The 26,406-nt window shown below is 64.6% G+C and carries 26 protein-coding genes; 15 read left to right on the forward strand and 11 right to left on the reverse strand.

Annotated features, from left to right (window positions below; translation table 11 throughout):
* Positions 1-30 precede the first annotated feature (30 nt).
* Positions 31-2,490 carry a sensor domain-containing protein gene (locus tag GJ698_RS15890; protein ID WP_229260013.1) on the forward strand — a complete coding sequence of 820 codons (2,460 nt, stop codon included), beginning with the start codon at positions 31-33 and terminating at the stop codon, positions 2,488-2,490.
* Here GJ698_RS15890 and GJ698_RS15895 read toward each other — a convergent pair.
* Positions 2,487-3,701 (reverse strand): MFS transporter, encoded by a 1,215-nt coding sequence (locus tag GJ698_RS15895; RefSeq protein ID WP_154358720.1) that lies wholly within the window; start codon positions 3,699-3,701, stop codon positions 2,487-2,489. The genes GJ698_RS15890 and GJ698_RS15895 overlap by 4 nt on opposite strands.
* Before the next feature lie 94 nt (positions 3,702-3,795).
* On the opposite strand from GJ698_RS15895, the gene GJ698_RS15900 reads away from it, so the two are divergent.
* On the forward strand, positions 3,796-4,689 hold the full coding sequence (locus GJ698_RS15900; RefSeq protein ID WP_154358722.1) for a LysR family transcriptional regulator: 894 nt from the start codon (positions 3,796-3,798) through the stop codon (positions 4,687-4,689).
* A gap of 2 nt (positions 4,690-4,691) precedes the next feature.
* Here the strand turns inward: GJ698_RS15900 and GJ698_RS15905 are convergent, their stop codons facing one another.
* The 4 genes from GJ698_RS15905 to GJ698_RS15920 are packed head-to-tail and all read right to left on the reverse strand — an operon-like array spanning position 4,692 to position 7,182.
* The gene (locus GJ698_RS15905) at positions 4,692-5,564 is read right to left on the reverse strand and encodes a hypothetical protein (protein WP_154358724.1); all 873 of its coding nucleotides are present in this window, start codon (positions 5,562-5,564) and stop codon (positions 4,692-4,694) included.
* 14 nt (positions 5,565-5,578) lie between these two features.
* Complete coding sequence (locus GJ698_RS15910; protein ID WP_154358726.1) at positions 5,579-6,358, reverse strand: hypothetical protein; 780 nt, start codon at positions 6,356-6,358, stop codon at positions 5,579-5,581.
* A gap of 2 nt (positions 6,359-6,360) precedes the next feature.
* On the reverse strand, positions 6,361-6,861 hold the full coding sequence (locus GJ698_RS15915; protein WP_154358728.1) for a hypothetical protein: 501 nt from the start codon (positions 6,859-6,861) through the stop codon (positions 6,361-6,363).
* A 27-nt stretch (positions 6,862-6,888) separates the two neighbouring features.
* Entirely contained in the window at positions 6,889-7,182 is a 294-nt protein-coding gene (locus tag GJ698_RS15920; protein WP_154358730.1) for a DnaJ domain-containing protein, read from the reverse strand.
* Positions 7,183-7,322: 140 nt separating this feature from the next.
* Between GJ698_RS15920 and GJ698_RS15925 the strand changes: the two genes are divergently transcribed.
* The 4 genes from GJ698_RS15925 to GJ698_RS15940 all read left to right on the forward strand — a co-directional run bounded on the left by GJ698_RS15925 (position 7,323) and on the right by GJ698_RS15940 (position 12,006).
* On the forward strand, positions 7,323-9,089 hold the full coding sequence (locus tag GJ698_RS15925) for a glutamine--tRNA ligase/YqeY domain fusion protein (RefSeq protein ID WP_154358733.1): 1,767 nt from the start codon (positions 7,323-7,325) through the stop codon (positions 9,087-9,089).
* Positions 9,090-9,239: 150 nt separating this feature from the next.
* Entirely contained in the window at positions 9,240-11,051 is a 1,812-nt protein-coding gene (locus GJ698_RS15930) for a CHASE domain-containing protein (protein WP_371865332.1), read from the forward strand.
* An 87-nt stretch (positions 11,052-11,138) separates the two neighbouring features.
* Positions 11,139-11,729 carry a glycine-rich domain-containing protein gene (locus GJ698_RS15935; RefSeq protein WP_229260014.1) on the forward strand — a complete coding sequence of 197 codons (591 nt, stop codon included), beginning with the start codon at positions 11,139-11,141 and terminating at the stop codon, positions 11,727-11,729.
* A 70-nt stretch (positions 11,730-11,799) separates the two neighbouring features.
* On the forward strand, positions 11,800-12,006 hold the full coding sequence (locus GJ698_RS15940; RefSeq protein ID WP_154358735.1) for a hypothetical protein: 207 nt from the start codon (positions 11,800-11,802) through the stop codon (positions 12,004-12,006).
* Between the two features lie 71 nt (positions 12,007-12,077).
* Here the strand turns inward: GJ698_RS15940 and GJ698_RS15945 are convergent, their stop codons facing one another.
* From GJ698_RS15945 to GJ698_RS15955, 3 genes are all read right to left on the reverse strand, one after another.
* Entirely contained in the window at positions 12,078-12,317 is a 240-nt protein-coding gene (locus tag GJ698_RS15945) for a hypothetical protein (protein WP_154358737.1), read from the reverse strand.
* Between the two features lie 272 nt (positions 12,318-12,589).
* Positions 12,590-12,841 carry a hypothetical protein gene (locus tag GJ698_RS15950; protein ID WP_154358739.1) on the reverse strand — a complete coding sequence of 84 codons (252 nt, stop codon included), beginning with the start codon at positions 12,839-12,841 and terminating at the stop codon, positions 12,590-12,592.
* Positions 12,842-12,991: 150 nt separating this feature from the next.
* Complete coding sequence (locus GJ698_RS15955) at positions 12,992-13,864, reverse strand: SDR family oxidoreductase (RefSeq protein ID WP_154358741.1); 873 nt, start codon at positions 13,862-13,864, stop codon at positions 12,992-12,994.
* Positions 13,865-13,953: 89 nt separating this feature from the next.
* Here GJ698_RS15955 and GJ698_RS15960 point away from each other — a divergent pair, with 89 nt between their 5' ends.
* From GJ698_RS15960 to GJ698_RS15980, 5 genes are all read left to right on the forward strand, one after another.
* On the forward strand, positions 13,954-14,979 hold the full coding sequence (locus tag GJ698_RS15960; protein WP_154358743.1) for a CDP-6-deoxy-delta-3,4-glucoseen reductase: 1,026 nt from the start codon (positions 13,954-13,956) through the stop codon (positions 14,977-14,979).
* A gap of 75 nt (positions 14,980-15,054) precedes the next feature.
* Positions 15,055-16,293, forward strand: coding sequence for an MFS transporter (locus GJ698_RS15965; protein ID WP_154358745.1), 1,239 nt, complete (start codon positions 15,055-15,057; stop codon positions 16,291-16,293).
* Positions 16,290-16,949, forward strand: coding sequence for a DUF1345 domain-containing protein (locus GJ698_RS15970; protein WP_154358747.1), 660 nt, complete (start codon positions 16,290-16,292; stop codon positions 16,947-16,949). The genes GJ698_RS15965 and GJ698_RS15970 overlap by 4 nt, the downstream gene beginning before the upstream one ends.
* A 7-nt stretch (positions 16,950-16,956) precedes the next feature.
* The gene (locus GJ698_RS15975) at positions 16,957-18,513 is read left to right on the forward strand and encodes a dienelactone hydrolase family protein (protein WP_154358749.1); all 1,557 of its coding nucleotides are present in this window, start codon (positions 16,957-16,959) and stop codon (positions 18,511-18,513) included.
* A gap of 75 nt (positions 18,514-18,588) precedes the next feature.
* Positions 18,589-18,966 (forward strand): HPF/RaiA family ribosome-associated protein, encoded by a 378-nt coding sequence (locus GJ698_RS15980; RefSeq protein ID WP_154358751.1) that lies wholly within the window; start codon positions 18,589-18,591, stop codon positions 18,964-18,966.
* Between the two features lie 22 nt (positions 18,967-18,988).
* Here the strand turns inward: GJ698_RS15980 and GJ698_RS15985 are convergent, their stop codons facing one another.
* The gene (locus GJ698_RS15985; protein WP_154358753.1) at positions 18,989-19,768 is read right to left on the reverse strand and encodes a helical backbone metal receptor; all 780 of its coding nucleotides are present in this window, start codon (positions 19,766-19,768) and stop codon (positions 18,989-18,991) included.
* 128 nt (positions 19,769-19,896) lie between these two features.
* Here GJ698_RS15985 and GJ698_RS15990 point away from each other — a divergent pair, with 128 nt between their 5' ends.
* Positions 19,897-20,868 (forward strand): GGDEF domain-containing protein, encoded by a 972-nt coding sequence (locus GJ698_RS15990; protein ID WP_154358755.1) that lies wholly within the window; start codon positions 19,897-19,899, stop codon positions 20,866-20,868.
* Here GJ698_RS15990 and GJ698_RS15995 read toward each other — a convergent pair whose 3' ends face one another.
* On the reverse strand, positions 20,869-21,495 hold the full coding sequence (locus tag GJ698_RS15995; protein ID WP_154358757.1) for a DUF5610 domain-containing protein: 627 nt from the start codon (positions 21,493-21,495) through the stop codon (positions 20,869-20,871). It abuts the gene before it with no gap.
* A gap of 61 nt (positions 21,496-21,556) precedes the next feature.
* Between GJ698_RS15995 and sbcB the strand changes: the two genes are divergently transcribed.
* The gene (gene sbcB, locus GJ698_RS16000) at positions 21,557-22,999 is read left to right on the forward strand and encodes an exodeoxyribonuclease I (protein ID WP_154358759.1); all 1,443 of its coding nucleotides are present in this window, start codon (positions 21,557-21,559) and stop codon (positions 22,997-22,999) included.
* Positions 23,000-23,134: 135 nt separating this feature from the next.
* Positions 23,135-24,502 carry a serine hydrolase domain-containing protein gene (locus GJ698_RS16005; RefSeq protein ID WP_166454885.1) on the forward strand — a complete coding sequence of 456 codons (1,368 nt, stop codon included), beginning with the start codon at positions 23,135-23,137 and terminating at the stop codon, positions 24,500-24,502.
* Positions 24,503-24,511: 9 nt separating this feature from the next.
* Here the strand turns inward: GJ698_RS16005 and pyrF are convergent, their stop codons facing one another.
* A complete protein-coding gene (gene pyrF / locus GJ698_RS16010; protein WP_371865333.1) occupies positions 24,512-25,333 on the reverse strand; it encodes an orotidine-5'-phosphate decarboxylase in 822 nt (273 codons plus the stop codon).
* Between the two features lie 95 nt (positions 25,334-25,428).
* Here pyrF and GJ698_RS16015 point away from each other — a divergent pair, with 95 nt between their 5' ends.
* Complete coding sequence (locus GJ698_RS16015; protein ID WP_154358763.1) at positions 25,429-26,190, forward strand: SDR family NAD(P)-dependent oxidoreductase; 762 nt, start codon at positions 25,429-25,431, stop codon at positions 26,188-26,190.
* Positions 26,191-26,406 lie beyond the last annotated feature (216 nt).

Consider the following 26,406-nt stretch of genomic DNA (forward strand, 5'->3'; position numbering starts at 1 on the left):
GCAAGACCGTCTTTGCTTGGGCAACACCACATGGAAAACCTTCCGCAGCCAGCTTCCACCCGCGCGCCCAAGCGCCAGCGGACACAGCACGGAAGACTGACTAGCAAATCGCAAGGCGACGCTTTCGACCAGATGTTCGGCGGCAGTCCCTATTTCGCCTTCGTCATCAACGAAGCCGGCCGCGTGGTGGCTTGCAACACCCACACCCACTCCCTGCTTGGCCCCCTGGCGGACGACGCCCCGGCCGCGCAGCTGTACGCCGGCTGGGTGCTGCCGATGCTGCAAAACGAAGCGCTGCCCACCGCCCGCATGCGCGGCCACTGGCGCGGCGAGGTCGAACTGGTGGGTAAGGATGGCAGCAGCCATCCGGTCACCCAGACCATCGAATGGCGCGCCAAGGCGCAGCCGCCCTCCTTCCTGTGCCTGGCCTACCCGCTCGACGACTACGATGTGTACGAATCGCGGCTGCGCTTCAAGTATCTGTTCGAAGCCCATCCGCAGCCGATGTGGGTGTACGACCTGGAAACGCTGCGCTTCATGGTGGTGAACGCCGCGGCAGTAGTCCAGTACGGCTACACCGAGGCGGAATTCCTGTATATGACCATCCGCGACATCCGCCCGCAGGAGGAAGTGGAGCGGCTGGAGCAGAACCTGGCGGCAACGCCGCGCAAGGGCGCCGACCAGTCCGGCGCCTGGACCCACGTGCGGCGCGACGGCAGCCGCCTGAAGGTGGAGATTTCCTCGCACGCGGTCACGCTGTCCGGCCGTCCCTGCCGCCTGGTGTTCGCGCACGACATCACCGAACGCCTGCGGCTGCAAGCCGAACTGCAACTGCGCGGCCGCGCGCTGGAAGCCAGCGTCAACGCCATCGTCATCACCCGCCACGCGGCCGATGGCGACCGCGTCGAATACGCCAACCCGGCCTTCGCGCAGCTGCTCGGCCACGCGCCGGAAGGCGTGCTGGGCCATCAACTGGAAACGCTGCTGGGCCTGCACGCCAAAGACGAGCAGCAGCAGGCGCTGCACGCCGCCATGCTGTCGCACCAGGAGGTGACGCTGCTGCTGCACATCCGCCACCGCGACGGCTCGCAGCTGTGGACGCAGATGCACGTGGCGCCGGTGCGCGCGGCCGACGACGCCATCGCCCACCACGTTTGCGTGCTGACCGACATGACCGCCATCCTCGATTACCAGGCGCAGCTGGAACACCAGGCCAACCACGACGCGTTGACCGGCCTGCCCAACCGCGCCCTGCTCAACGACCGCATGGAACAGGCGCTGACGTTCTCGCAGCGCTTCGGCCACAGCCTGTGGCTGGTGTATATCGACCTCGACAACTTCAAGCTGACCAACGACCACCTGGGCCACCAGGCCGGCGATGCGCTGCTGTGCGTGATCGCCAACCGCCTGCGCGCCTGCGTCAACGAAGGCGACACCGTGGCGCGGCTGGGCGGCGACGAATTCCTGTTGCTGCTGCCGGTCGCCAACCAGCGGCCGATGACCAGCCTGCTGCAACTGGTGCAGGAAGCGGTGGCGGCGCCGGTGACGCTGGAACAGCAGGTGGTCACGGTCACCTGCAGCATCGGCGTCAGCGTGTATCCGGCCGATGGCGCCGAGCCGGAACAGCTGCTCAAGCATGCCGACATCGCCATGTACCGCGCCAAGGAAGCGGGCCGCAACCAGGTGCAGTTCTACGAATCGGCGATGCACGCGCGCATTGCCGAACGCGCCTCCATCGAAGCCGAACTGCGCCACGCGCTGGCGCGCAACCAGCTGAGCCTGGTGTATCAGCCGAAGATGGATGTGCGCAGCGGCGCCGTCACCGGCATGGAAGCGCTGCTGCGCTGGCAGCATCCGACACTGGGCGCGGTGGCGCCGGCGCGCTTCATCGGCGTGGCCGAGGAAACCGGCATGATCGTCGCCATCGGCCGCTGGGTGCTGCGCATGGCCTGCACCCAGGCGGTGGCGTGGCAGCAGGCCGGACTGCCGCCGCTGCGGGTGGCGGTCAACCTGTCGGCGCGGCAGTTCCGCGACCAGGCGCTGCCGGCCGAGGTGCACGCCGCGCTGCATGACAGCGGTCTCGACGCGCAATACCTGGAACTGGAATTGACCGAGAGCCTGATGATGGAAAATGCCGACGAAGCGGCGGCGGCCATCGCCAAGCTCAAGCAGCTTGGCATCGCGCTGTCGATCGACGATTTCGGCACCGGTTATTCCAGCCTGGCCTACCTGAAGCAGTTCCCGGTCGACTACCTGAAGATCGACCAGTCGTTCACGCGCGACATGCTGGCCGAGCCGAAGGTGGCCGCCATCGTGCGCTCCGTGATTGCGCTGGGCCACAGCCTGGGCTTCAAGGTGATCGCCGAAGGCGTGGAGACGGCTGCCCAGCTGGATTACCTGCGCAGCAGCGGCTGCGACGAAATGCAGGGCTTCCACTTCAGCCGCCCGCTGAGGCCGGACGCCTTCGCCGCGCTGCTGCGGACGCGCTAGCGTTCGGACTGGCCCAGCGGCGCCAGCGTGCGCAGGCGCAGGCCGACCAGCAGCGCCAGCACCAGCGAGCAGGACAGCACCGCCACCACGCCCGGCCATTGCGCGCGGCCCCACATGATGCCGGTCGCCGAGCCGACCACGCTGGAGCCGAGGTAGTAGAAGAACAGGTACAGGGCCGACGCCAGCGCCTTGTTGCTGGTGGCGCGCCGCCCGACCCAGCTGCTGGCCACCGAGTGCGTGGCGAAGAAGCCGAAGGTGAACACGGCCACGCCCGCCAGTATCAGCGGCAGCCAGTTCGACAAGGTCAGCAGCAGGCCGCCGAACATGATCACGGCCATCATCCACAGCACGTTGCGGCGGCCGTAGCGGTCGGCCAGCCGGCCCGCCCACACCGAGCTGTAAATGCCCAGCAGGTAGAAGAACGACACCGCGCCCACCACGCTCTGGCTCAGCGAGAACGGCCCGCCCAGCAGGCGGTAGGCGATGTAGTTGTACAGGCTGACGAAAGCGCCCATCAGCAGGAAGGCCAGCGCGAACAGCCACGGCAGGCCCTCGTCCGACAAATGTTGCCGGAAGCCGGCCGGCAGCGCGCGCCAGCCGCCGTGCGCTGGCGCGAAGTGGCGCGACGGCGGCAGGCTGCGCCAGAATTCGAACGCCGCCGCCACGCCGGCCGCGCCCACTGCCGCCAGCGCCAGCCGCCACGAGAAATGGTCGCTCAACACCGACGTGATCACCCGCCCCGCCATGCCGCCGAAGGCGCTGCCGCTGATGTACAGGCCCATCGACAGGCCCAGCGATTGCGGTTCGATTTCCTCGCCGAGGTAGGCCATGGCGATGGCCGGCATGCCGCCCAGCACGATGCCGAGCAGGCCGCGCATCAGCAGCAGTTGCGGGTAGTTGTGGGCAAAGGCGCACAGCAGCGTCATGATGGCGGCCACCGCCATCGCCGCCACCATCAGCGGCTTGCGGCCCAGGCGTTCGGAGATGGCGCTGGAGGCCAGCAGCGACACCGCCAGCGCGCCGGTCGACACCGACAGCACCATGCTGCTCTGCGCCGCCGTCAGCGCGAATTCGTGCGACAGCAGCGGCATCAGCGGCTGCACGCAGTACAGCAGCGCGAACGTGGTGAAGCCGCCAAAGAACATGGCGCGGTTGCTGCGTTTGAATTCGGCGCTGCCGAGGGCGATGCGGGGCATGGTGGCGGCTAACATGATGATCCTGCGAGGTACGATGACTTCATCTTAGGATTGCGCCACTAAGCTGTCCAATATATATTTAAGTCGTTAGTTATACTTTAAAAAGATAATGGAACTCCGCCACCTGCGCTACTTCGTTGCCGTTGCCGAAGAACTCAGCTTTACCCGCGCCGCCGAGCGCCTGCATATCGGCCAGCCGCCGCTTAGCCACCAGATCCAGATGCTGGAAGCCGAAGTGGGCGCTCAGCTGCTGGAGCGCAGCAAGCGCTGGGTGCGGCTCACCGAGGCCGGCAAGCTGTTCCTGGACGACGCGCGCCGCGTGCTGGCCCTGTCCGAACAGGCGATGCAGACCGCGCGCCGGGCCGAGCGCGGCGAGGCCGGCGAACTGCGCGTCGGCTTCACCTTCTCCACGCCGCTGACGCCGCTGTTCGCGGCCATGATCAACCGCTACCGCCAGCGCTATCCGGGCGTGCAGCTGACCTTGAAGGAGATGTCGACGCTGGGGCAGATCGAAGCGCTGGCCGCGCGCGAGCTCGACCTGGGCCTGGTGCGGCCGCCGGAACTGACGCTGCCGGAATCGGTGGAACTGACGGTGTTGCGGCGCGATCCGCTGGTGATGGTGCTGCCGATCGGCCATCCGCTGGCGCGGAAGCACAGCATCGCCATCAATGACCTGAAGGGCGAGCCGCTGGTGATGTATCCGGAAAGCGCCGGCACCGGCATCCATCCGCAGATCAACCGGCTGTGCCGCGAGGCCGGCTTCAAGCCGACCATCGCCATGGAGGCGGGCGAGGCCTCGACCATCATCGGCCTGGTGGCGGCCGGCTGCGGCGTGTCGGTGTTGCCGAGTTCGTTCAACATCATCCAGATGAGCGATGTCTGCTACCGGCCGATGGCCGATGCCGAGGCCACCACCACGCTCTACCTGGCGCGCCGCAAGGACGCGGTGTCGCCGCTGGTGGCGGCCTTTGTCGCAGTGGCAACCGAGGCCGCCGGCGCATAGGCTCAGGAGTAGTCGGCGTCCAGTTCGGAGCCGGCGTAGTTCTCCAGTTCCGCGAACAGCGTTTTCATCGCCGTGCGGCCCTTGATGTTCTGCAGCACGGTGCAGTTCTGGCGATAGCTCTCGATGCGCTCCAGCAGCACCGGGTGATGCTGCACCGGCACCTTGGCCAGCAGCGCCGCCCAGCCGGCCTCGTAATCCGGCTTGTTCTTGCGCACCGCCTTGACAAAGCGCTCGAACTCCTTCTGGCCGGTGCGGGCGACGATCAGGCCGCCGCCTTCCACCGCGAAGATGATGGCCAGCGCGATCACGCCTTCGGCATTCAGGTCGGCGTCGCTGACCGGGCCTTCGGTGTTATGGCGGCGCAGCCAGTTGGCCAGCCGCACCACCGCCTGCACTTCCTTGCGCTGCTTGAACTGCACCGCGTAGCGCGCGCTGCCGTCCCAGTTCTGGTTCGGATCGGTCTGGCAGATGTCGATGAACTTGTCGCGCAGGCGCCGCGCCGCGTACACCGGATCGGTGTCGTACTCGCCCACCAGCGCATCTTCCGGCAGCGCCGACAACTCCTTGATCATGCGGAAGCCGACCTGGAAGGCGTGTTCGGCGCCCTCCTCGATCAGCAGGTCCAGCGCGGCCAGGTCGTCGGCGTCCGGCAGCTCATGGTCGAGCCCCAGCGACACGCAGCCCACCGTCAGCTGCAAGGCCTTCTGGATGCCGTCGGCGGTGCGGTCGTTGGTGAACTTCTCGGCCACCATGGCGGTGATGCCGGTCAGCTCGTCGGCCAGCGCATAGGCCGCGTCGTCGTCCGGATTGGCCGCCAGTTGCTGGATCGCACGGGTCAGGCGCGGCAGGGTTTCTACTACGATTGCAGGCAGCATGTATCAGGCACCTGTCACGAGAAGATGTTGGTGCCGACCGAGCGGCGCGAGGTCTTGGCCACGCGCGTCGACGGCACCTGCTTGCGCAGACGGTACAGCAGTTCCTTGGTCGAGCGCTGCAGAATGGTCGGCTCTTCGTCCGGATCGTCGTTGTACTCGGCGTCGGCCAGGTCGGCGCTGTGGCGGAATTCCGGGAACAGCTCGAACAGCGCGCGGTCCCAGCCGTCTTCCGAGGCTTGCGCCAGGGCCACGGCCAGCGGAACCACGTCGTTGTCGGACGAGGTCTGGCCGGTCAGGTACGGGCCTTTCGAGATGATCTCGCCAGCCACCTCCAGGATTTCCTTCGGCGCCATCGAGAACAGGATGGCGAACGCGGTCGAACCGTGGTCGGTGGCCGAAGCAGCCGCCAGCAGTTCGTTGCGGCGCTCTTCGTCATCGGTGGAGAACACCACGCCGTGGATGTGCGCGAACAGCGACTCGGCGATGCGCTCCGGGTCGTCCTCGATCTGGTCGTCCGGCCAGGTGGCGGCGATGAAGGCCAGGCTGTCGGCCCAGGCCTTCGGCGGCACCAGCAGCGTCGCCAGCGACATCTTGCCGCCGTCAAAGCCGGCCATGTGCAGCGCCGTCACTTGCGGCGGAATGTTGTTGAGCACTTCCACCACCGCAAGGTCGCCGAACTGGTCGGCGGCTTCGGCGAAGGCTTGCTCGGCGTGGCTCAGCGAGCCGGCCAGCACCAGCTCCGTCACTTGCTTGCTCAGGGCTGGCAGGTTGGCGCTGTTGTTTTCATCGGACATGCTTATTCTCCATCCTGGTCGAACATTTGCGCGAAGTCGTCGGTGGCCGCATCTTCGTCTTCGATATCGTCGCCATCGTCGTTGGCCGACAGCTGGTCCAGCGACTGGTCGTCATCGTCCCACTTGCGCGGATTCTTGTGCAGGAAGGCGGTGATGATGGCCTGGCGCGCCAGTTCCGGCATGCTCTCGCCGATCGCCTCGTACATGCGGGCCGCGTCGTCGCCCTTGCAGGCGGCCATGGCGAACACGCGCGCCGGGTCGCCGAACTCGTAGTCTTCCGCTTCGGCCAGCAGGCCTTTCGGGTCGCTGAACTCGATGTGATCGACCAGCGCGAACGCCAGCATGTTGACGTCCTCGATGCCGCCGCCGCTGGCGTACTCGGACACCAGCGCCTCCACCATGCGCTGGTAGTTCTTGCGGTCCGGCGGGTCGCCGAGGATGCCTTCGATCTGGCCTTCCAGCTCGCGCGATTGATAGGCGAACTCGGGGTGTACTTTTCTCATTGCTTGCTTTCTTAAAAACTGGGTGGCTTACGCCGCCGGCAGCGTGGTGCCGTGCAGGGCGAAGACCGAACGCCATAACTGATAGGCTTCCGCCTCCGCGTCGATGATGATGCGGTGGTTGACGCTCTGGTTGTATTCCTCGCGCTTGACCGGGTCCGACAGGACCTCGTAGGCCTTGGTCACGGCCTTGAAGCGCGCATCGGCGCCGGGCGCGGGGTTGCGGTCCGGGTGATAGCGCATCGCCAGCGAGCGGTAGACTTTCTTGATCTCGTCTTCCGTGGCGTTCGGCGCGATACCCAGTGTATTGTAATAATTTTCCATTTTGGAAACTCCGGGCCTGTGCAAAACTCATTAAAGATGCATTATACCTGTCCGACGCGCCGCAGCATTTACCCTCAGTCCGCCCGGCTGATACGGTAAAATGCCCCATACACGAACTTTTGCATAGCCAAACTTCTCAGATGAGCAACGACAAAAACAGCCCAGCGCCAGCCCTACCGTCCAATTTCCTGCGCGCCATCGTCGAACACGACCTGGCGGCCCACACCCATGACCGCGCCGGCATGCCAAGCGTGATCACCCGCTTCCCGCCGGAGCCGAACGGTTACCTGCACGTCGGCCACGCCAAGTCGATCTGCCTGAACTTCGGCCTCGCGCGCGACTACCAGGGCCGCTGCAACCTGCGCTTCGACGACACCAACCCGGCCAAGGAAGAGCAGGAATACGTCGACACCATCATCGACAGCGTCAAGTGGCTGGGCTTCGACTACGACTATCCGACGGCGGACGGCGGCGTCGAGCATCACCTGCACTACGCCTCGGACTACTTCGACCAGCTGTACGCGATGGCCGAGTACCTGATCCAGCAAGGCTATGCCTACGTCGACAGCCAGTCGGCAGACGAGATGGCGGCCAACCGCGGCAATTTCAATACGCCGGGCACCAACTCGCCGTTCCGCAACCGTCCGCGCGAGGAATCGCTGCAGATCTTCCGCGACATGAAGGCCGGCAAATACGCCGACGGCGAACACATCCTGCGCGCCAAGATCAGCGAAGATGCGATGGCCTCGCCGAACATGAATATGCGCGATCCGGCCATCTACCGCATCCGCCACGCGCACCACGTGCGCACCGGCGACGCCTGGTGCATCTACCCGATGTACGACTACACGCACCCGATCTCGGACGCGCTGGAAAACATCACCCATTCGATTTGCACGCTGGAATTCCAGGACCACCGCCCGTTCTACGACTGGCTGCTGGAAACCCTGTCGAAAGGCGGCTTCTTCACGCTGCCGGTGCCGCGCCAGTACGAATTCTCGCGCCTCAACCTGACCTACGTCGTGACCTCCAAGCGCAAGCTGCGCCAGCTGGTCGAAGAAAAAATCGTCGACGGCTGGGACGACCCGCGCATGCCGACCATCGTCGGCCTGCGCCGCCGCGGCTACACGCCGGAAGCCATCCACCTGTTCTGCGAACGCATCGGCGTCACCAAGGCCGACGGCTGGATCGACATGAGCACGCTGGAAGGCTGCGTGCGCGAAGACCTGGACCCGAAAGCGCCGCGCGCCACCGCCGTGCTGCGTCCGCTGAAACTGATCGTCGACAACTATCCGGAAGGCCAGAGCGAGGAATGCACCTCGCCGGTCCACCCGCACCACCCGGAAATGGGCGTGCGCACCTTCCCGTTCTCGCGCGAGCTGTGGATCGAGGAAGAGGACTTCATGGAAACCCCGGTCAAGGGCTACTTCCGCTACTTCCCGCCGATCGGCGACAACCCGGGCAGCCGCGTGCGCCTGCGCCACGGCTTCGTCACCGAGTGCACCGGTTTCGACAAGGATGACAACGGCAAGGTCATCGCCGTCCACGTCAAGTACTTCGAGGATTCGAAATCCGGCACGCCGGGTTCCGACACCTACAAGGTCAAGGGCAACATCCACTGGGTGTCGGCCGCCGCCGCGGTGCAAGCCGAAGTGCGCCTGTACGACCGCCTGTTTACCGACGCCCAGCCGGACGCCGGCGGCAAGGACTTCATCTCGCTGCTGAATCCGAACGCTAAGGAAGTGGTCACCGCCTACCTGGAGCCGGGCATGAGCGCGGCGCAGGCCGACCAGCGCTACCAGTTCGAGCGCCACGGCTACTTCGTCGCCGACCGCGTCGACTCGCAGCCAGGCAAGCCGGTGTTCAACCGCATCGTCACGCTGAAGGACAGCTGGACCGCGAAGTAAGCGCCCGCTCACTCTGAAGACGGCACCTGCGGGTGCCGTTTTTTATGCACAAAGCGTCCAGGACAAGCAAACACTAGCATTAAAATACTTGACTTGCCGAAGTGTTATTTCCTATAGTCAAAAGACTATTGTGATTTGCAAGGATCCGAGGTGACCGCCCTGTTCGCGCAAAAACAACTGTTTTCCGCGTCCCGGCCGGTCTGGTGGGCCGGCGTGCTATTGTCGCTCGGAGTAGGCGGGCTGTTCTATCTGGCGGCCGACCGCACCATCGAATACGACGCCGGCGAGCGCTTCCTGCACCAGGCGCAAAACGCCCAGTACAACATCAATTCCCGGCTGAACGCCTACACCGACGTGCTGCGCGGCACCGCCAGCTTCTTCCACGCCGCCGAACAGGTCGACCGCGCCAGCTTCCACCGCTACGTGCAGGGCCTGAACATCGCCAGCCAGTTCCCGGCGCTGGACAATATCAACTACGCCCGCTATGTGACCGACGCCCAGCGCGACGCCTTCGAGCACAGCATGGACAGCGCGGCCGACGACGCGCTCGGCTATCCCGGCCAGTTCCAGGTCACGCCGGCGGAGCGCCACGCCGAATACTGGGTGCTGACCATGATCGAACCGCTGGCGCCGTTCCGCGAAAAAATCGGCCGCGACATCGGCTGCCGCGGCCCGGTGGCGCGCGCGCTGCGGCAGGGCCGCGACAGCGGCGAGCTCAGCGCCTCCGGCATGCCGATCGACAGCGCCCACCAGCCGCAGGGCTCCGGGCTGGCGCTGCGGCTGCCGGTGTACCGCACCGGCCAGCCGCTGGACACGCTGGCGCAGCGCCGCGCCGCCTACGTCGGCTCGGTCGGCATCGGCTTCAACGTGCCGCGCCTGGTACAGGCGGCGCTGGAGCAGATGCAGGTGCGCGACACCCGCTTGCTGCTGCTCGACAGCGGCGACGCCAGCGGCGCCGTCCAGCCGCCGGCGCAGCTGTTCGACAGCAAGCCCGAGAGTCCGGTGCTGCGGCCCAACGAACTGTTCAGCGTGGCGCTGCCCATCGATTTCCACCACCGCCACTGGAGCGCGCACTTCAGCGCCCCTAAGGCCAACTGGTTCAGCCGCTTCGACACCTGGCTGCCGTGGCTGGCGATGCTGTGCGGCTTCACCGGCTCGCTGCTGTTCTACCTCCTGTTCCATACGCTGTCGTCGTCGCGCATGCGGGCGCTCAAGATGGCCAAGGAAATGACGCGCGAGCTGCGCGCCAGCCAGGCGCGGCTGCAGCAGTCGCACCACAAGCTGCGCCGCCTGGCCGCGCACTCGGACAAGATCAAGGAAGAGGAACGCAAGCGCATCGCCCGCGAGATCCACGACGACCTGGGCCAGAACCTGCTGGTGCTGCGCATCGACGTCGACCTGCTGACCACCCGCACGCGCCATCGCCACCCGCGCCTGCACACGCGCGCGCAACGCATGCTGAGCCAGATCGACAGCAGCATCAAGAGCGTGCGCCACATCATCAACGACCTGCGCCCGACGGTGCTGGACCTGGGCCTGAACGCGGCGGTGGAATGGCAGATCGCGCAGTTCCGCACGCGCTCCGGCATGATGTGCGAACTGATCGACCACGATACCGAGATCCGCATCGACGACCGGCGCGCCACCGCCTTCTTCCGCGTGCTGCAGGAGTCGTTGAGCAACATCCTGCAGCACGCCCACGCCAGCCTGGTGCGGGTGGAGCTGCGCCAGAGCGGCGGCATGCTGTGCATGACCATCACCGACAACGGCATCGGCGTGCGCGACAGCAGCCGCAACAAGGTGGGCTCGTTCGGCCTGGTCGGCATCGAGGAACGCATCAGCCTGCTGGGCGGCACCTGCGCGATCAGCGGCAGCCCGAACGGCGGCACCACGGTGGCGATCGCGGTGCCGGTGGCCGACAGCGCCACGCGCCACGCAACTTTCCTTGCAAACATTGATTAATCTCAAGAGTCGGCGGTCGCCGGCGGTCAGAATCAAAGGCGTTCTCAGCCTTTTTCAACCCGCATCAATACCGCCAAGGAGATTCTGATGAATGCCCAAACAATGCACGCCATCGCCGCCCTCGACCTGGAACCGATCAAAGTCAAACTGATGCACGAAGAATCCGGCGAAGGCTGGACGCTGGAGCGCGCCAACGCGGTCGAGTTCGAATATCGCCGCTTCCTGCAGCTGATGAAGCAGTATCCGGACGAGCAGACCGCGCCGCTGGTCGATGTCGACACCTTCTGGCACTACCACATCCTCGATACGATGAAATACCACGCCGACTGCGACGCCGTGTTCGGCCACTACCTGCACCACTTCCCCTACATCGGCCTGCGCGGCGAGGATGACGAGGCGGCCCACCTCCGCGTCGGCCAGCGCATGCGGGAGCTGTATGAAGCCACCTTCGGCGAGGATTACGTGCGCGCCGCGACGGCCCATTCCGGCGCGTTGCCGCCGCAGATGGCGCACTCGGGCGCCATGCCGCCGCAAATCGCGCATTCGGGCGCGCTGCCGCCGCAAATGGCGCCTGCCGGCGTGGCCAACGCCAGCGCCGCCCAGGCCGAGGCGGCCATTGTAGCGGCGCAACAGTCCAGCTTCTACAGCCTGCGCCCGCGCCTGCCGCTGCCGGCCTGATACACAAAAAGCGGGCGGTATGCCCAAAAAAGTGGCATACTCGGGTGTCTACAGATGATCGGAGCGCATCATGGCCGTCAATTCAGTCACACCGAGCAGCACCACCGCCATCCAGCAAGCCGTCCCCGCCCGCCAGCCGGAACCAGTCCAGCCGGTGGACAAGCCGGCCGAACGCGTGGCCCAGGCCGCGCCGCCACCGCCGCCCCAGGCAGCCGTGGCGCCCACCGTCAACACCAGCGGCCAGCGCATCGGCACCACCATCAGCACCTCCGCCTGAACCGGCGGCGGGCTAAAAAAAACGGCGCGTTACCGTTGGGTACGCGCCGTTTTCTATTGGGTGGTCCGTGATCAGGACGCCATCATTTCGCGCAGTTCGCGAATGCTGAAATCGCTGATTTCGTGCATGCGGATCAGGATGGTGGCGCCGATCGGCAGCGTGTTGTGGCGGATTTTGGAGATGACCGGCGGGGCCACTTCCAGCGCGCGCGACAGGGCTGCATCGTTTTTCAGTTGCAGTTTTTCGATGATGGCGTCCAGCACGCGGTTCGGGTTATACGACGGCGACGCAGTGATTTCTTTAAGAGACATAGTGTTTAAGTAGGTTCTTGGCCGTCTTTTGCGAAAAAACGACACATGGGTAAGAAAAATTTTTAGCTCAATTACCAGTGAAGCACTACGAAACACGAACATTTATGCCGCGTTTTAGTGCTTAACCAAGATAATACACGCTTACGTTACAAAAGGGCTAACTCAGCGGACACTTCCGTGAGATTTTGAGAGATTTTAACCCTATTTTGTGTGGTAGTGACGATTTATGTTGTAAAAATAAGTATCAATCTATGTAAAGACCGCTCTGCGGGTCAGTTTGGACGGCTGATGCCGGCGGCAAGGAAACACCATTCCACCGCCATCAGCGTGGCGAGTTGGGCGATCGTGCCTGGGAGGAACAACGTTGAAGTCGAGAAATGTTCAGATTTGTCGGCGCTGCAATGCCAGCCCAGCTGGCGGCGTATTTCTTCCGGCACCGGCGGCGGGCAGCTGCTGAACTCACGCTGCCGCTGTCGCATATAGGCGCGGACTTGCTCCTTGGTCGGCTGCACAGTGGCTGGCATGCGCACACTCCTTGTGAAAGAAGGCTAACAATATCGTAACATACGATGACTTGCTTGATATGCATCAAACGAGTGATCTTATTAAGTTTGTCACATAAAACTGACGTAGAGCTTGCATTAGCTTAATTTTCGTTGCTTCTTTACATATCTTTACAAGCCCTGGAGCGTCGCCGCCACCGTCGGGTAGCGCAGGCGCACGCGCAATTCGCGCTTGATGCGGCGGTTCAGCAGGCGGCGCGACTCCGACATGAACGACAGCAGCGCCGGCGACACTACCTGCTGCAACGCCGCGCGCGGCAGGCGCGGCGGGCGCGGCAGCCCGAAAGCATCGGCGACCGCATCGAAATAGTGCGCCATCTTCATATCGCTGTCATCCACCGCATGGTAGCTACGGTTCGGTAGCGCACGATACAGCGCATGGACGATGATCGCGGCCAGGTCGTCGGCGTGAATGTGGTTGGTATAGACGTCGTCGGCCTCGATCAAGGCCGGCGTGCCTTGCTGCAGGCGCTTCAGCGGCAGGCGGTCGGCGCCGTAGATGCCGGGCACGCGCAGGATGGCCAGGCTGGCGCCGGCGCGGCGCGCCCAGTTGCGCAGGCTGCGTTCCGCATCAACCCGGCGCAGCGCGCGCGCATTGCGCGGCGCCACCGGCCGGCTCTCGTCAAACAGCGCGCCGCCGCAATCACCATAGACGCCGGTGGTGCTGACATACACCACCCTGCCGCCGGCCGGCAGCACCGCGCTCAGGTTGCGGGTGCGCGTATCGAGCACGCCGTCGGCCGGCGGCGGCGCCAGGTGCACCACCCACGGCGCCAGGCCGTCCAGGCGCCGCAAGGTGGCGGGCCGGTCCAGATCGGCCACCAGCGGCACGGCGCCGGCGGCGCGCAGCTCGGCGCAGCGCGCCGGCTGGCTGGTGGTGGCGAACACCCGGAAATGCCGGGACAGCAGCGGCAGCAGGCGCATGCCGACGTCGCCGCAGCCGACAATCAGCAGGCGCGGACGGTGAAAAGCGGTTTTTTTCATGTGGTGGATTGTAACGCGGGAGGCCTGCCGACCTCGCTGACTAAGGTAAAATAAAGGGTTACCGCCAACTGCTCCAAAGCCCCTATCGTATGACGTTTCAAATAACTGTACAGCCCAGCGGCCACCAATTCAGCTGCGAGGAAGACGAAACCATCCTGGCGGCGGCCATGCGCGCCGGCGTCGGCCTGCCTTACGGCTGCAAGAACGGCGCCTGCAGTTCCTGCAAGGGCAAGGTTCTGTCCGGCGCAGTCACCCACAAGCCGCACCAGGAACGCGCGCTGCCCAAGGATGAGGAAGCCAAAGGCGCGTCACTGTTCTGCTGCGCCCTGGCCCACAGCGACGTGGTGATCGAGGCGCGCGAAGTGGCCGGCAGCGACGACTACCCGATCCGCAAGATGCCGTCGCGGGTGGCGACCCTGGAAAGAATGGCGCCGGACGTGATCGTCATGACGCTGCAACTGCCGGCCAACGAGACGCTGAAATTCCGCGCCGGCCAGTACATCGAATTCCTGCTCAAGGACGGCAAGCGCCGCAGCTACAGCCTGGCTTCGCCGCCGGAGCAGGACCAGCCGCTGGCGCTGCACATCCGCCACCTGCCGGGGGGCCTGTTCACCGACCAGGTGTTCGGCGCCATGAAGGAGCGCGACATCCTGCGCTTCGAAGGCCCGATGGGCACCTTCTTCGTGCGCGAGGACAGCGACAAGCCGATGGTGCTGCTGGCCTCCGGCACCGGTTTCGCGCCGATCAAGGCCATCGTCGAGCACCTGCGCGCGCAAGGCTCGACCCGCCAGATGACGCTGTACTGGGGCGGCCGCCGTCCGCAGGACCTGTACATGGACGCGCTGTGCCGCGAGTGGGCCGCCGCCCTGCCCAACTTCCACTACGTGCCGGTGATCTCGGCGCCGCAGCCGGAAGACAGCTGGGCCGGCCGCACCGGCTATGTGCACCAGGCGGTGATGGCCGACCTGCCGGACCTGTCGGGCCACCAGGTGTATGCCTGCGGCGCGCCGGTGATGGTGGAATCGGCCAAGGCCGACTTTGTCGAACGGTGCCGATTGCCGGACGACGAGTTCTACGCGGACGCCTTCACCACCGAGGCGGACCTCAACAAGTAACACAAAGTATCAGCATCCAACCCACAGGGCCGACAGGGATGCAGAGTCCCAAGGCTCTGCTCCCTGAAAGCGCCAATGTCAGACAGCACCTCACGTAACGGCTTCAGCGTCCTGCGCCACCGTAACTTTACCCTCTACCTCTCCGCCCGTACCCTGGCCACCCTGGCCGTGCAAATGCAAAACGTCGCCATCGGCTGGCAAGTGTATTCGATGACGCACAACCTGTTCGACCTGGGCCTGATCGGCCTGTCGCAGTTCCTGCCCTTCCTGCTGCTGATCCTGATCGCCGGCCACGCCGCCGACCGCTACGACCGCCGCAACCTGATCGCCCTGTCGCTCGGCGCGCAGCTGCTGTGCGGCCTGATGCTGCTGGGTTTCACCTACACCGGACTGAGCAGCGTGTGGCCGGTGTTCGCGGTGCTGGCGGTGTACGGCAGCGCGCGCGCCTTCATGGGGCCGGCCACGCAGGCCATCCTGGTCAACCTGGTGCCGCAGGAAAGCTTCAGCAAGGCGGTGGCGCTGAGTTCCTCCAGCTTCCACGTGGCGGTGATCGTCGGCCCGACGCTGGGCGGCCTGTTCTACCTGGCCGGGCCGAAAACGGTGTACATGATTTCCTCCACGCTGCTGGTGCTGGCGGTGGTGATGATGTGCATGGTCAAATCGGTCAAGCAGGCCAGCGCCAGCGGCCCGGCCTCGTGGCACACGGTGCTGGAAGGCCTGCGCTTCGTGTGGAACAAGAAAGTGGTGCTGGGAGCGATTTCGCTCGACCTGTTCGCCGTGCTGTTCGGCGGCGCCACCGCGCTGCTGCCGGCGCTGGCGCACGACGTGCTGCATATCGGCCCCAGCGGCCTCGGCGCGCTGCGCACCATGCCAGGCGTCGGCGCGGCGCTGTGCTCGATCGTGCTGGCCTTCTTCCCGATCACCCGCCGCGTCGGCGCGTGGATGCTGGGCGGCGTGGCGCTGTTCGGCGTCGGCACCATCGTGCTTGGCTCGACCACCAGCTTCGTGCTGGCGCTGGTGGTGCTGTTCCTGATGGGCGCCGGCGACATGATCAGCGTCTACGTGCGCCACCTGCTGGTGCAGTACGAAACGCCGGATGAAATCCGCGGCCGCGTCAGCGCCGTCAACTCGGTGTTCATCGGCGCTTCCAACGAGCTGGGCGAATTTGAATCCGGCATCACCGCCGGCTGGCTGGGCCTGACGCGCGCCATCCTGTTCGGCGGCGCCGCCACGCTGGGCGTGGTGGGCGCCTGGACCGTGCTGTTCCCGGTACTGTCGCGCATGGACCGCTTCCCGCACGAGGACAAACAATGAAACTGCATCTGCCCGCCCTGATCCACAGCCGTCCTCACCTGAGCCTGGCCATCACCCTGGGCGTGCTGACCTTTCCGTTTCTGCCGCATGCCTGGCCGTGGCTGACGCGGCTGCTGACCTGCTGGGACGTGCTGGTGTGGAGCTACCTGGTGACGATGGGCTGGATGATGACGCAGGCGGACCACCACGACATCAAGCGCGCCGCCTGCCGGCAGGATGAAAAAGGCCCGGTGATCCTGGCCGTGCTGTCGCTGGCGGTGCTGGTCAGCCTGGCCGCCATCGTGTCGCAGCTGTCGTCCACCAAGGACTTGCCGGAAGGCGCGCTGGCGCTGCGCTACACGCTGGGCGTGCTGACCCTGATCGGTTCGTGGTTCATGGTCGGCATCATGTTCTGTTCGCACTATGCGCACCTGTACTACATCGACGACGGCGACGACAAGCCGCTCGGCTTCCCGGACGACGACGTAGTGCCGAACTACTGGGACTTCCTGTACTTTTCGTTCACCGTCAGCGTGGCGGTGCAGACCTCCGACGTCACGGTGCGCACGCGCCGCCTGCGCAAGGTGGTGCTGGGCCAGTCGGTGCTGTGCTTCTTCTACAACCTGGCGATCCTCGGCCTGTCGATCAACATCGCCGCCTCGCTCATCAACGGCTAAATCCCCTATGCGCAAACGCCTGCTTGTCCTGCTGTTCGGCGTCGCCGTCCAGACCAGTTCCGCCGCCGGCCCCACATTTCCAGGCGGGCCTGGCCAGTATGCCGTGGGGCAGCGCGTGGTCCAGTTGTACGACCGCTCGCGCGCCTATCCGAACAGGATCGACCTGGTCACCGGCATGCCGGCGCAAGGCGAGCGCGCACGGCCGCTGCAAGCGTTACTTTGGTATCCGGCCGAGAAGCAAGGCGCGGCGATCCATTACGAAGACTACCTGCGCAGCGCCGCCACAGAGGAACAGTTCAAGCGCACGGACGCCGAGGTGGGCAAGGCCGTCGCCACCTACCTGCAGGACAACTATCCGAACCTGGACGCGCAGCAAAGCAAGGCCGCGCTGGCGCAGACCATGCTGGCCCGGCGCGACGCACCGCCGCTTGCCGGCAAGTTCCCGATCGTGATCTACGCGCCCGGCTCCAGCGCCACCGCCTACGACAACGCCGACCTGTGCGAATACCTCGCCAGCCAGGGCTATCTGGTGATCGCCAGCGCCAGCACCGGCATGCACACGCGCAGCATGAACATCGATCTCGACTCGGCCGAATCGGAGGCGCGCGACATCTCCTTCCTGCTTGGCTACGCCGCTACCCTCCCGCAGGCCGACGACAGCCACGTGGCCGCCATGGGCTACAGCTTCGGCGGCCTGGCCAACGTGCTGGCCGCCGCCAGGGACGACCGCATCACCGCGCTGGTGTCGCTGGACGGCTCGGTGCGCTACTTCCCCGCCATCGTGCAGCAGGCGGCCTACGCGACGCCGGAACGGCTGGCGCTGCCCATGTTGTACCTCGGCGGCAAGCCCTACACGGCGGAGCTGATGAACCGCATCAAGCAGGTGCCGACCTACAGCCTGATGAACCAGATGAAGTTCTCGGAGCTGTACAACGTCACCATGTACACCATGGAACACGCAGCCTTCCAGTCGGAGTCGCTGCGGCTGGGGCCGGAACCGCGCTTCGGCGAATACTCGCGCGACGAAGCCACGCTGGCGCACGGCTGGATGGGCCGCTACGTGCTGGCCTTCCTGAATGCCTACCTGCGCAACGACGCCGCCGCGCTGGCCTTCATGAACAACAAGCCGACGGCCAACAGCGTGCCGGCCCACCTGCTGGCGGTCGACGTGCACCACGCCGAAGGCGAACCGCCGACACTGACCACCATGGCCAGCCAGTTCGCGCGTCACGGACATAAAGACCTGACCGGCATCTACCGCGACATGCATCAGCGCGACGCCAGCTTCAAGCCGGACGAGCGCGGCCTGATCGCGTGGGGCGAGAAATTCCTCGACGTAAATCGCTACCCGGAGGCAATTGAAATTTATCGGCTGACCACCAGCCTGTATCCGGACAGCGGACGCGCCATGTTCTACCTCGCCATGACCTACGAGCGGCACCACGACAATACGCTGGCGATCGAGGCCTACCAGCGCGTGCTGGGCTTCTGGCCCGATATGGCGGAAGCCAAACAAAGCATCGCCAAGTTGAAGACTGCGGAAAAAGATGGCCAGATCAAGTAGGCGTTAGGCAATTAACGCCCACTTAAGCCTGGAAGGAGTAAGATGGTCTCGCAGTCCAACAACAGGAGCAAGCGTATGCAAATCCAAATCAACACAGACAAAACCGTCGATCGTCAAGCAGGCCTGGACGACCATGTGCAATCTGTCGTGAGCAATGCCCTCCACCGCTTCGGCGAGCAAGTCACCCGCGTCGAAGTCCATCTCAGCGACAACCTGGGCCAGAAATCGGCCGATGGCGACAACCGCTGCCTGATGGAGGCGCGTCTCACCGGCCTGCAACCGATCGCTGTCAGCGACCACGCTGCCACCCTGCATCAGGCCATCAGCGGCGCCACCGAGAAGCTCAAGCGCGCCATCGAAACCGCCGTGGGCAAGCTGAACGCCCACAAACGCCATGCCGACGGCACCGGCGCCGTCTCGGCCGCCCTGGTGGCCGACGCGGAAGAAGAGTAAGCCCCAGCGCGGGGGCCGGCGCTCAGCTTTGCGCCAGCTCCCGCAAATACCGCAAGCCTTGCAGCGACCGGCTGCCATACCACGACATCATCTCGCCATCGACCAGCAGCACCGGCTTGCCGATCTGGCGCTCCAGCACTTCCGCATGGGCCTCGGTAAAGCGATACGGCTCGCTCGACAACAACACGCCGTCGATGCTGTCGATCAGTTCGCGCGACCAGCGGAATTCCGGATAACGTTCCTCTCCCAGCTCCGGCACGCTCCAGCCGATTTCCTCCAGCATGCGCGCGATGTAGGTGTCGCGTGAAATCGTCATCCACGGATCCTGCCACACGCAGTACAGCATGGTTTGCGGCGGCCCTTTCGGCGCGGCCTTCAACAGCGCATATTCCGTCTCGAACGCCGCGCACCAGTCGGCGGCCTGCTGCGTACGGCAGAATATCCCGCCCATCAGCCGCGCCAGTTCGACATTGTCGTACGGCCGCAAGGGATGGGTAACCACCAGGTGCGGCACGAATTCGGCCAGCGCATCGGCGGTCGGCTTTTCGTTCTCGTCGATATTCAGCACCACGTGCGTGGGCGCCAGCTGGCGGATCTTGTCCAGGTTGACGTCCTTGGTGCCGCCCACCTTCGGAATATCCTGCACCACGTCCCACGGATGGATGCAGAAACCGGTGCGCCCCACCACCTGCGCGGCCAGTCCCAGGTCGCACAGCAGTTCGGTGATCGACGGCACCAGCGACACGATCCGCGCGTCCGGCGCGGGTTGATGCACGGTGCCCAGCGCGTCGGTATAAGCCATGTTGTATCCCATCGGTTGCAATGCCGTATTGAACCATAAAACCGGGTGAAATCTGGTTCGCCACCAGTGTTTTCGGCTATGATAAATAAAGAACTATTGATTGCCTTTTGGCATCCAGAGAGACACCCTTGAAAGAAATCAGCACATTCGGCTCATCGAGCTACCGGATCAGCGACTTGCAGTTACTGCGCAACTCCGACGAAGACGACGCCGCCATCGCCAAGTTGCTCTCCCGTTGCCCGATCATGCTGCTGGACGCCGGCGACGCCGTCACCGAATCGAACCGCGCGCGCCTGTACATCCTGCTGCGCGGCACACTTTCCGTCACCAACGACACCCGCACCGGCATGGCCGACGGCACGGTCAGCAAGATCCTGCCGGGCGAAAGCGTGGGCGAACAATCGGTGCTGGATGACGAGGCCAACCTGGCCAGCATCAGCGCGCTCGAGCAAAGCGAAGTGCTGGTGATCGAGGCCGACATCGTCTGGCAGCTGATTGACGAATCAAATGTGCTGGCGCGTAACCTGCTGCGCCTGCTGTCGTTCCGCATCCGCGCCGCCAACGCGCAGCTGCGTCGGCGCCAGAAACTGGGCGAGTTCTACCGCCAGCTGTCGATGGTCGACGGCCTGACCGGCCTGTGCAACCGCGCCTGGCTCAACGACCTGCTGCCGACCATGGTGGCGACCGCGCACGCCTCGTCATCGCCGCTGGCGCTGATCATGATCGACCTCGATCACTTCAAGCAATTCAACGACAGCCACGGCCACCAGGCCGGCGACGAGGCGCTGCGCGCCGCCGCGCAGGTGCTGAGCGGCGCGCTGCGGCCGACCGACTTCGCGGTCCGTTACGGCGGCGAGGAAATGATGGTGCTGTTGCCGGACACCAGCGACAAGGTGGCGCTGTCGGTGGCGGAACGCCTGTGCGAACGGATGCGGCAGGCCAAGGTGTTTGCCGACATGCGCCAGCCGCTGCCGCATATCACCGCCTCGTTCGGCGTGGCGGTGCTGCGGCCGGATCAGAACGAGCACGACCTGATCGCCACTGCCGACGCCGCGCTGTACCGCGCCAAGGAGCTGGGCCGCAACCAGGTGGTGGCGTAGTCAGGCGGCGGCCTGGTCGGTCGCTTTGGCGGTCGCGGTGGTCGTGCTGGAGCTGGTGGCGGTAGCGGTAGCGGTAGCGGCGGCATCGTCCGCTTTCGGCGTGTGCGCGGCAACGAAATCGGCGTAGCCCTTCTGCACCAGCTCGTAGGTTTTGTCGATGTTGCTGGCGATGTCGCCGTTCAGCACGTTCAGGCCTTGCAGCACATCGCGCGCCTCCTTGAAGCCCTGGTCCATGCCTTTTTTGATGGTGTCCATGAACTTGGTGAGCAAGGCGCCTTCGTCCTCGCCCGGGTGCTGCTGCTTGTAGGCTTCGAAAAATCCCGTCGACAAGGATACAATGCGGCCGGCGGTGCCTTCCGGAGTATTATCCTGCGACATGGCGTTCTGGATGGCGTTGTCGCCGAAATCGCTCTTGAGCGCCTCGTTGATGCCGGTGAGCGCGGTTTTCAGCACCACCGACATCGGATCGTTTGCCGAACTGATCGAGACCGACAGCGAAGCTTGCACGATGGAAGCGTTGAGTTCCGCCTTCGCCTTCGCAGCCACGGACACCGGCTTGTCGTCCTTGGACTGGACTTGTGTGGCGGCGTTGGTATTGCTTGAAGTAACCGATACGGGAGTAGCCATGATGTTGCTCCTCTGTGAACATGCTGAATTATCGGCAGTTTTTTAAATTACTGTAGCACCTATGACTAATCAGACCTTTCTCTGGCACGACTACGAAACCTTTGGCGCCATGGCGCGTCGCGACCGCCCGGCGCAATTCGCCGCGATCCGCACCGACGCCGAGCTCAACGAAATCGGCGATCCGATCATGTTGTATTGCAAGCCCGCCAATGACTTCTTGCCTGATCCGCAATCTTGCCTGATCACCGGCATTACGCCGCAGCAATGCCTGGAATGGGGCGTGCCGGAACACCAGTTCGCCGCCACCATCGAAAAGGCGTTCTCGCAGCCGGGCACCATCGGCGTCGGCTACAACACCATCCGCTTCGACGACGAAATCACCCGCTTCATGTTCTGGCGCAACCTGATCGATCCGTATGCGCGCGAATGGCAGAACCAGTGCGGCCGCTGGGATCTGCTGGACGTGGTGCGCATGACCTATGCGCTGCGTCCGGAAGGCATCAACTGGCCGACCAAGGAAGACGGCAAGCCCAGCTTCAAGCTGGAAGACCTGGCCCGGGTCAACGGCCTGCTGCACGAGTCGGCGCACGATGCGCTGTCCGACGTGCGCGCGACCATCGCGCTGGCGCGCCTGATCCGCCAGCACCAGCCCAAGCTGTTCGACTTCTGCTTCGCGCTGCACAAGAAGGACCGCGTGGCCGACGAGATCGGCATGCACCTGGCGCCGAATCTGCGCGCGCCGTTCCTGCACGTGTCCGGCATGTTCCCGGCCGAGCGCGGCTGCATCGCGCTGGTCTACCCGCTGGGCACGCATCCGACCAACAAGAACGAGATCATCGTCTGGGATTGTGCGTATGACCCGAGCGAGCTGTACACGCTGGACGCGGAAACCATCCGCACCCGCATCTTCACCCGCAGCGACGCGCTGCCGGAGGGCATGACGCGCCTGCCGGTGAAAAGCATCCACCTGAACAAGTCGCCGATGCTGGTGTCCAACCTGAAGACGCTGTCGCCGGCGATGCAGGCCAAGTGGGGCATCGACCTGGAACAGGGCAAGGCGCACGCGGCGATCGCCGCCGCCGGCCGCGACCTCGGCGCCATCTGGGACGAAGTGTTCTACCGTCCGGCCGGCCAGCCGCTGGATGTGGACGAGGACCTGTACAACGGTTTCATCAGCAAGGACGACCGCCGCCTGCTCGACACGCTGCGCAAGGAATCGCCGGCGCGCCTGGCGGTGGCCTCGCCGTCGTTCGGCGACGCGCGGCTGGGCGAACTGCTGTTCCGCTACCGCGCGCGCAACTTCCCGGAAACGCTGTCGGACACCGAGATGGAGCACTGGGAACAGCACCGCGCCGCGCGCTTCTACGAAGGCGCCGGCGGCGCCCGCACCATCGACGACTTCTTCGCCCAGATCGACGAGCTGCAACAGCACGCCGACGAGCGCGCCGAACAAATCCTCGCCGATCTCTACGAATACGCCGAACTGGTAGCCCCGGTCCAATAACCGCCCGATCCGGCGATTCCACCGCCGGGCATGTCATTTGCGCCATCTGTCGCACGCCGCTAGCCAGCGCTTCCTCGTGGAAATATGATAACGATGACTTTTCACTCATCGTTATCATTATTTGGGGAGATACCTATGCGACTGCTCAACGCCGCCATCCTGTCCTTTTGCATTGGACCGTTATCCGGCTACGCCGCCACCAAGGCCGAGAGCATCGATGCGGAACTCAAACGGCTGTTTCCGGCCAATCTGCCGGGCGCGGCGGTGCTGGTGGTCAAGGATGGCGTGACGGTATTGAACAAGGGCTATGGACTGGCCAACGTCGAATTGAACGTGCCGATCCAGCCGGACAACGTGTTCTACGCCGCCTCGGTCGGCAAGCAGTTCACGGCAGCCGCGATCATGAAGCTGGTCGAGGACGGCAAGCTGGATTTGCAGACGCCGGTGCGCCAGTACTTCCCTACCGCCCCGGCATCGTGGAACGGCATCACCGTCGAACACCTGCTGCACCATACCTCGGGCGTCGCCAACATCTTTACCGACGCCGGCTTTCGCCAGCATGCGTTCGAGGACCACACGCCGCAGCAAATGCTGGACCAGGCCATCGCCATGCCGCTGCTGGCGCCGCCGGGCAAGGCTTTCGCGTACTCGTCGGTGAACTACACGCTGCTGGCGATGATCATCGAGCAGTTGTCCGGCGAAAAATACGATGCTTATCTGGCACGCCAGTTCTTTGTTCCGCTGGGCATGACGCACACATATTTCATCCAGAACGCCGGCCTGATCAAGGGCCTGGTCACGCCATACGAACGCGGCCCGCAGCTGGCGGTGCGCTGGCATAGCAGCCTGCTGCTCGGCGGCGGCAGCTACGCCTCCACCAACGCCGACCTGGCGCGCTGGACGACCGCGCTACAGGGCGGCAAGGTGCTGAAACCGGTCAGCCTGAAAGCGATGGACACCGCCGTGACGCTGCCGGACGGCAAACGCGTGCCCTACGGCTACGGCATCCGCCCGCACACGCTGGCCGGCCAGCCCTATCTGCGCAGCAGCGGCGACATCCAGGGCTTCCACGCCGAAGTGGTGTACATGCCGCAGTCGAAAGTGTTGGTTTCCATGTTGAGCAACAGCGAAGACACGCCGAAGTTCGGCCTGCTGCCCGCAGCGAGGCACATCGCCATCATGGCCGCCGGCATGCCGCTGCATGCGGTGACGCCGCAGAAGCTGCCGGACAGCGTGCTGCAGCAGCGCGCCGGCGTCTACCAGCATGGCGACGAGCGCTATGCCTTCCATGTGAAGGATGGCCGGCTGCTGGTGGAATATCCGGCCGGCGCCAAGGCAAAATGGGAACCGCTGCTGGCGCTGTCGCCGACCGAGTTCTACTACGAGGCCAACAGCGACTTCCGCATCCGCTTCGCCACCAGCGCGGACGGCCGCCAGACCTCGCAATGGTACGAGATGGACCCGCTGGACAACGACACCGATCCGGTCTTCGACAAGCAGTAAGCGGCGCGCTTAGCCGCGATACTGGTTGATGGCGTTGCGGGTTTCTTCGGCGACGCGGCGGGCGGCGGTGGCGAAGTCTTCGCCGGCTTGCGGCGCCGCGTACAGGATCGCGCGCGACGAGTTGATCATCATGCCGGCGCCATTGGCGGTGCGGCCCGAGGTCACCGTCGCCGCGATATCGCCGCCCTGCGCGCCGATGCCCGGCACCAGCAGCGGCATGTCGCCGACAATCGCCCGCACCTGCGCCAGTTCTTCCGGGAAGGTGGCGCCCACCACCAGCGCGCACTGGCCGTTGCTGTTCCATTTCTCCGCCACCAGGCGCGCCACGTGCTGGTACAGCGGCTTGCCGCCCACATCCAGGAACTGCAGATCCGACCCGCCGGGATTCGAGGTGCGGCACAGGATGATCACGCCGCGGTCGCTCCACTCCATGTACGGCTCCACCGAATCCGAACCCATGTAGGGATTGACGGTCACCGCGTCGGCGCCGTAGCGGTCGTAGGCTTCGCGCGCGTACTGGCGCGCGGTGGCGCCGATGTCGCCGCGCTTGGCGTCCAGGATCAGCGGCATGTGCGGATAGTGTTCGCGCACATAGGCGCAGATGCGCTCCAGCTGGTCTTCCGCGCTCAGCGCGGCAAAATAGGCGATCTGCGGCTTGAACGAGCACGCCAGGTCGGCGGTCGCGTCGATGATCTCGCGGCAGAAGTTGTAGATGCCTTGCGGATCGTTCTGGAACTGGGCCGGCAGCTTGGCCAGGTCCGGGTCCAGGCCCACGCACAGCAGGGAGTCGTTGGCCGTCCAGGCGGCGGATAATTTGTTGATAAAAGTCACGACGGCTCCCGAATGAAAATTGCAAACCCTCTATTGTAACCCGCCCATGGGCGCCTGTTAAAATTTGCCATCTCCACCTCAGAAAGCCCATACCCATGAAATTAACCGATAAAGTCGCGGTCGTCACCGGCGCCACGCAAGGCATCGGCCTCGCCTGCGCCCAGCGCATGATCGCTGAAGGCGCCAAAGTCATGCTGGTGGATATCAAGCCGGAAGGCGCCGACGCCGCCACCGCGCTGGGCGAAAACGCCCGCTTCTTCGCCGCCGACGTCAGCCAAAAGGCCGATGTGGACGCCATGGTGGCCGCCACCCTCGCCGCCTTCGGCCGTATCGACATCCTGATCAACAACGCCGGCGTCACCCACGCCGCCAACTTCCTCGACGTCTGCGAGGAAGATTTTGACCGCGTCATGCGCATCAACCTGAAGTCGATGTTCCTGTGCGGCCAGGCCGTGGCGCGCGTGATGGTCAAGCAGCAGGGCGGTTCCATCATCAATATGTCCAGCGTCAACGCCGAGCTGGCGATCCCGAACCAGGTGCCCTACGTGGTGTCGAAAGGCGCGATCAACCAGCTGACCAAGGTGATGTCGCTCAACCTGGTCGAGCACGGCATCCGCGTCAACGGCATCGGCCCCGGCACCATTTTGACCGAGCTGGCCAAGAAAGCCGTGATGGCCAGCCCGGAATCGCGCCACACCATTTTGTCGCGCACACCGATGGGCCGCTGCGGCGAGCCGGAGGAAGTGGCGTCGATCGCCGCCTTCCTGGCCAGCGACGACGCCAGCTACATGACCGGCCAGACCCTGTACGTGGACGGCGGCCGGTTGGCGCTGAACTACACCGTGCCCGTCAAATGAGAGAGTTATGCCCTAGCCTGATGTCTGGTATCTGAAAGAACAATTAGACACTGATCTGGCAACGCAGCATAATTACACCTGTCTCCACTATTCTCCTCCAAGAAAATAGTTTTAAGCCCGCTCCAGTCAGCGGGCTTTTTTTTTGCGTGGTGTCATGACGGCGTAACAAACGCTGCCTATACTGGTCACATCTTAAGTACATGCAACCGATAGGCA

Source organism: Duganella aquatilis (assembly GCF_009674565.1).
Classification (GTDB): Bacteria; Pseudomonadota; Gammaproteobacteria; order Burkholderiales; family Burkholderiaceae_D; genus Rugamonas; species Rugamonas aquatilis.

Coding starts and splice junctions, on each gene's coding strand:
- GJ698_RS15890 (WP_229260013.1), top strand. CDS start 31: ATGGAAAACCTTCCGCAGCCAGCTTCCACCCGCGCGCCCAAGCGCCAG.
- GJ698_RS15895 (WP_154358720.1), bottom strand. CDS start 3,701: ATGTTAGCCGCCACCATGCCCCGCATCGCCCTCGGCAGCGCCGAATTC.
- GJ698_RS15900 (WP_154358722.1), top strand. CDS start 3,796: ATGGAACTCCGCCACCTGCGCTACTTCGTTGCCGTTGCCGAAGAACTC.
- GJ698_RS15905 (WP_154358724.1), bottom strand. CDS start 5,564: ATGCTGCCTGCAATCGTAGTAGAAACCCTGCCGCGCCTGACCCGTGCG.
- GJ698_RS15910 (WP_154358726.1), bottom strand. CDS start 6,358: ATGTCCGATGAAAACAACAGCGCCAACCTGCCAGCCCTGAGCAAGCAA.
- GJ698_RS15915 (WP_154358728.1), bottom strand. CDS start 6,861: ATGAGAAAAGTACACCCCGAGTTCGCCTATCAATCGCGCGAGCTGGAA.
- GJ698_RS15920 (WP_154358730.1), bottom strand. CDS start 7,182: ATGGAAAATTATTACAATACACTGGGTATCGCGCCGAACGCCACGGAA.
- GJ698_RS15925 (WP_154358733.1), top strand. CDS start 7,323: ATGAGCAACGACAAAAACAGCCCAGCGCCAGCCCTACCGTCCAATTTC.
- GJ698_RS15935 (WP_229260014.1), top strand. CDS start 11,139: ATGAATGCCCAAACAATGCACGCCATCGCCGCCCTCGACCTGGAACCG.
- GJ698_RS15940 (WP_154358735.1), top strand. CDS start 11,800: ATGGCCGTCAATTCAGTCACACCGAGCAGCACCACCGCCATCCAGCAA.
- GJ698_RS15945 (WP_154358737.1), bottom strand. CDS start 12,317: ATGTCTCTTAAAGAAATCACTGCGTCGCCGTCGTATAACCCGAACCGC.
- GJ698_RS15950 (WP_154358739.1), bottom strand. CDS start 12,841: ATGCCAGCCACTGTGCAGCCGACCAAGGAGCAAGTCCGCGCCTATATG.
- GJ698_RS15955 (WP_154358741.1), bottom strand. CDS start 13,864: ATGAAAAAAACCGCTTTTCACCGTCCGCGCCTGCTGATTGTCGGCTGC.
- GJ698_RS15960 (WP_154358743.1), top strand. CDS start 13,954: ATGACGTTTCAAATAACTGTACAGCCCAGCGGCCACCAATTCAGCTGC.
- GJ698_RS15965 (WP_154358745.1), top strand. CDS start 15,055: ATGTCAGACAGCACCTCACGTAACGGCTTCAGCGTCCTGCGCCACCGT.
- GJ698_RS15970 (WP_154358747.1), top strand. CDS start 16,290: ATGAAACTGCATCTGCCCGCCCTGATCCACAGCCGTCCTCACCTGAGC.
- GJ698_RS15975 (WP_154358749.1), top strand. CDS start 16,957: ATGCGCAAACGCCTGCTTGTCCTGCTGTTCGGCGTCGCCGTCCAGACC.
- GJ698_RS15980 (WP_154358751.1), top strand. CDS start 18,589: ATGCAAATCCAAATCAACACAGACAAAACCGTCGATCGTCAAGCAGGC.
- GJ698_RS15985 (WP_154358753.1), bottom strand. CDS start 19,768: ATGGCTTATACCGACGCGCTGGGCACCGTGCATCAACCCGCGCCGGAC.
- GJ698_RS15995 (WP_154358757.1), bottom strand. CDS start 21,495: ATGGCTACTCCCGTATCGGTTACTTCAAGCAATACCAACGCCGCCACA.
- sbcB (WP_154358759.1), top strand. CDS start 21,557: ATGACTAATCAGACCTTTCTCTGGCACGACTACGAAACCTTTGGCGCC.
- GJ698_RS16005 (WP_166454885.1), top strand. CDS start 23,135: ATGCGACTGCTCAACGCCGCCATCCTGTCCTTTTGCATTGGACCGTTA.
- GJ698_RS16015 (WP_154358763.1), top strand. CDS start 25,429: ATGAAATTAACCGATAAAGTCGCGGTCGTCACCGGCGCCACGCAAGGC.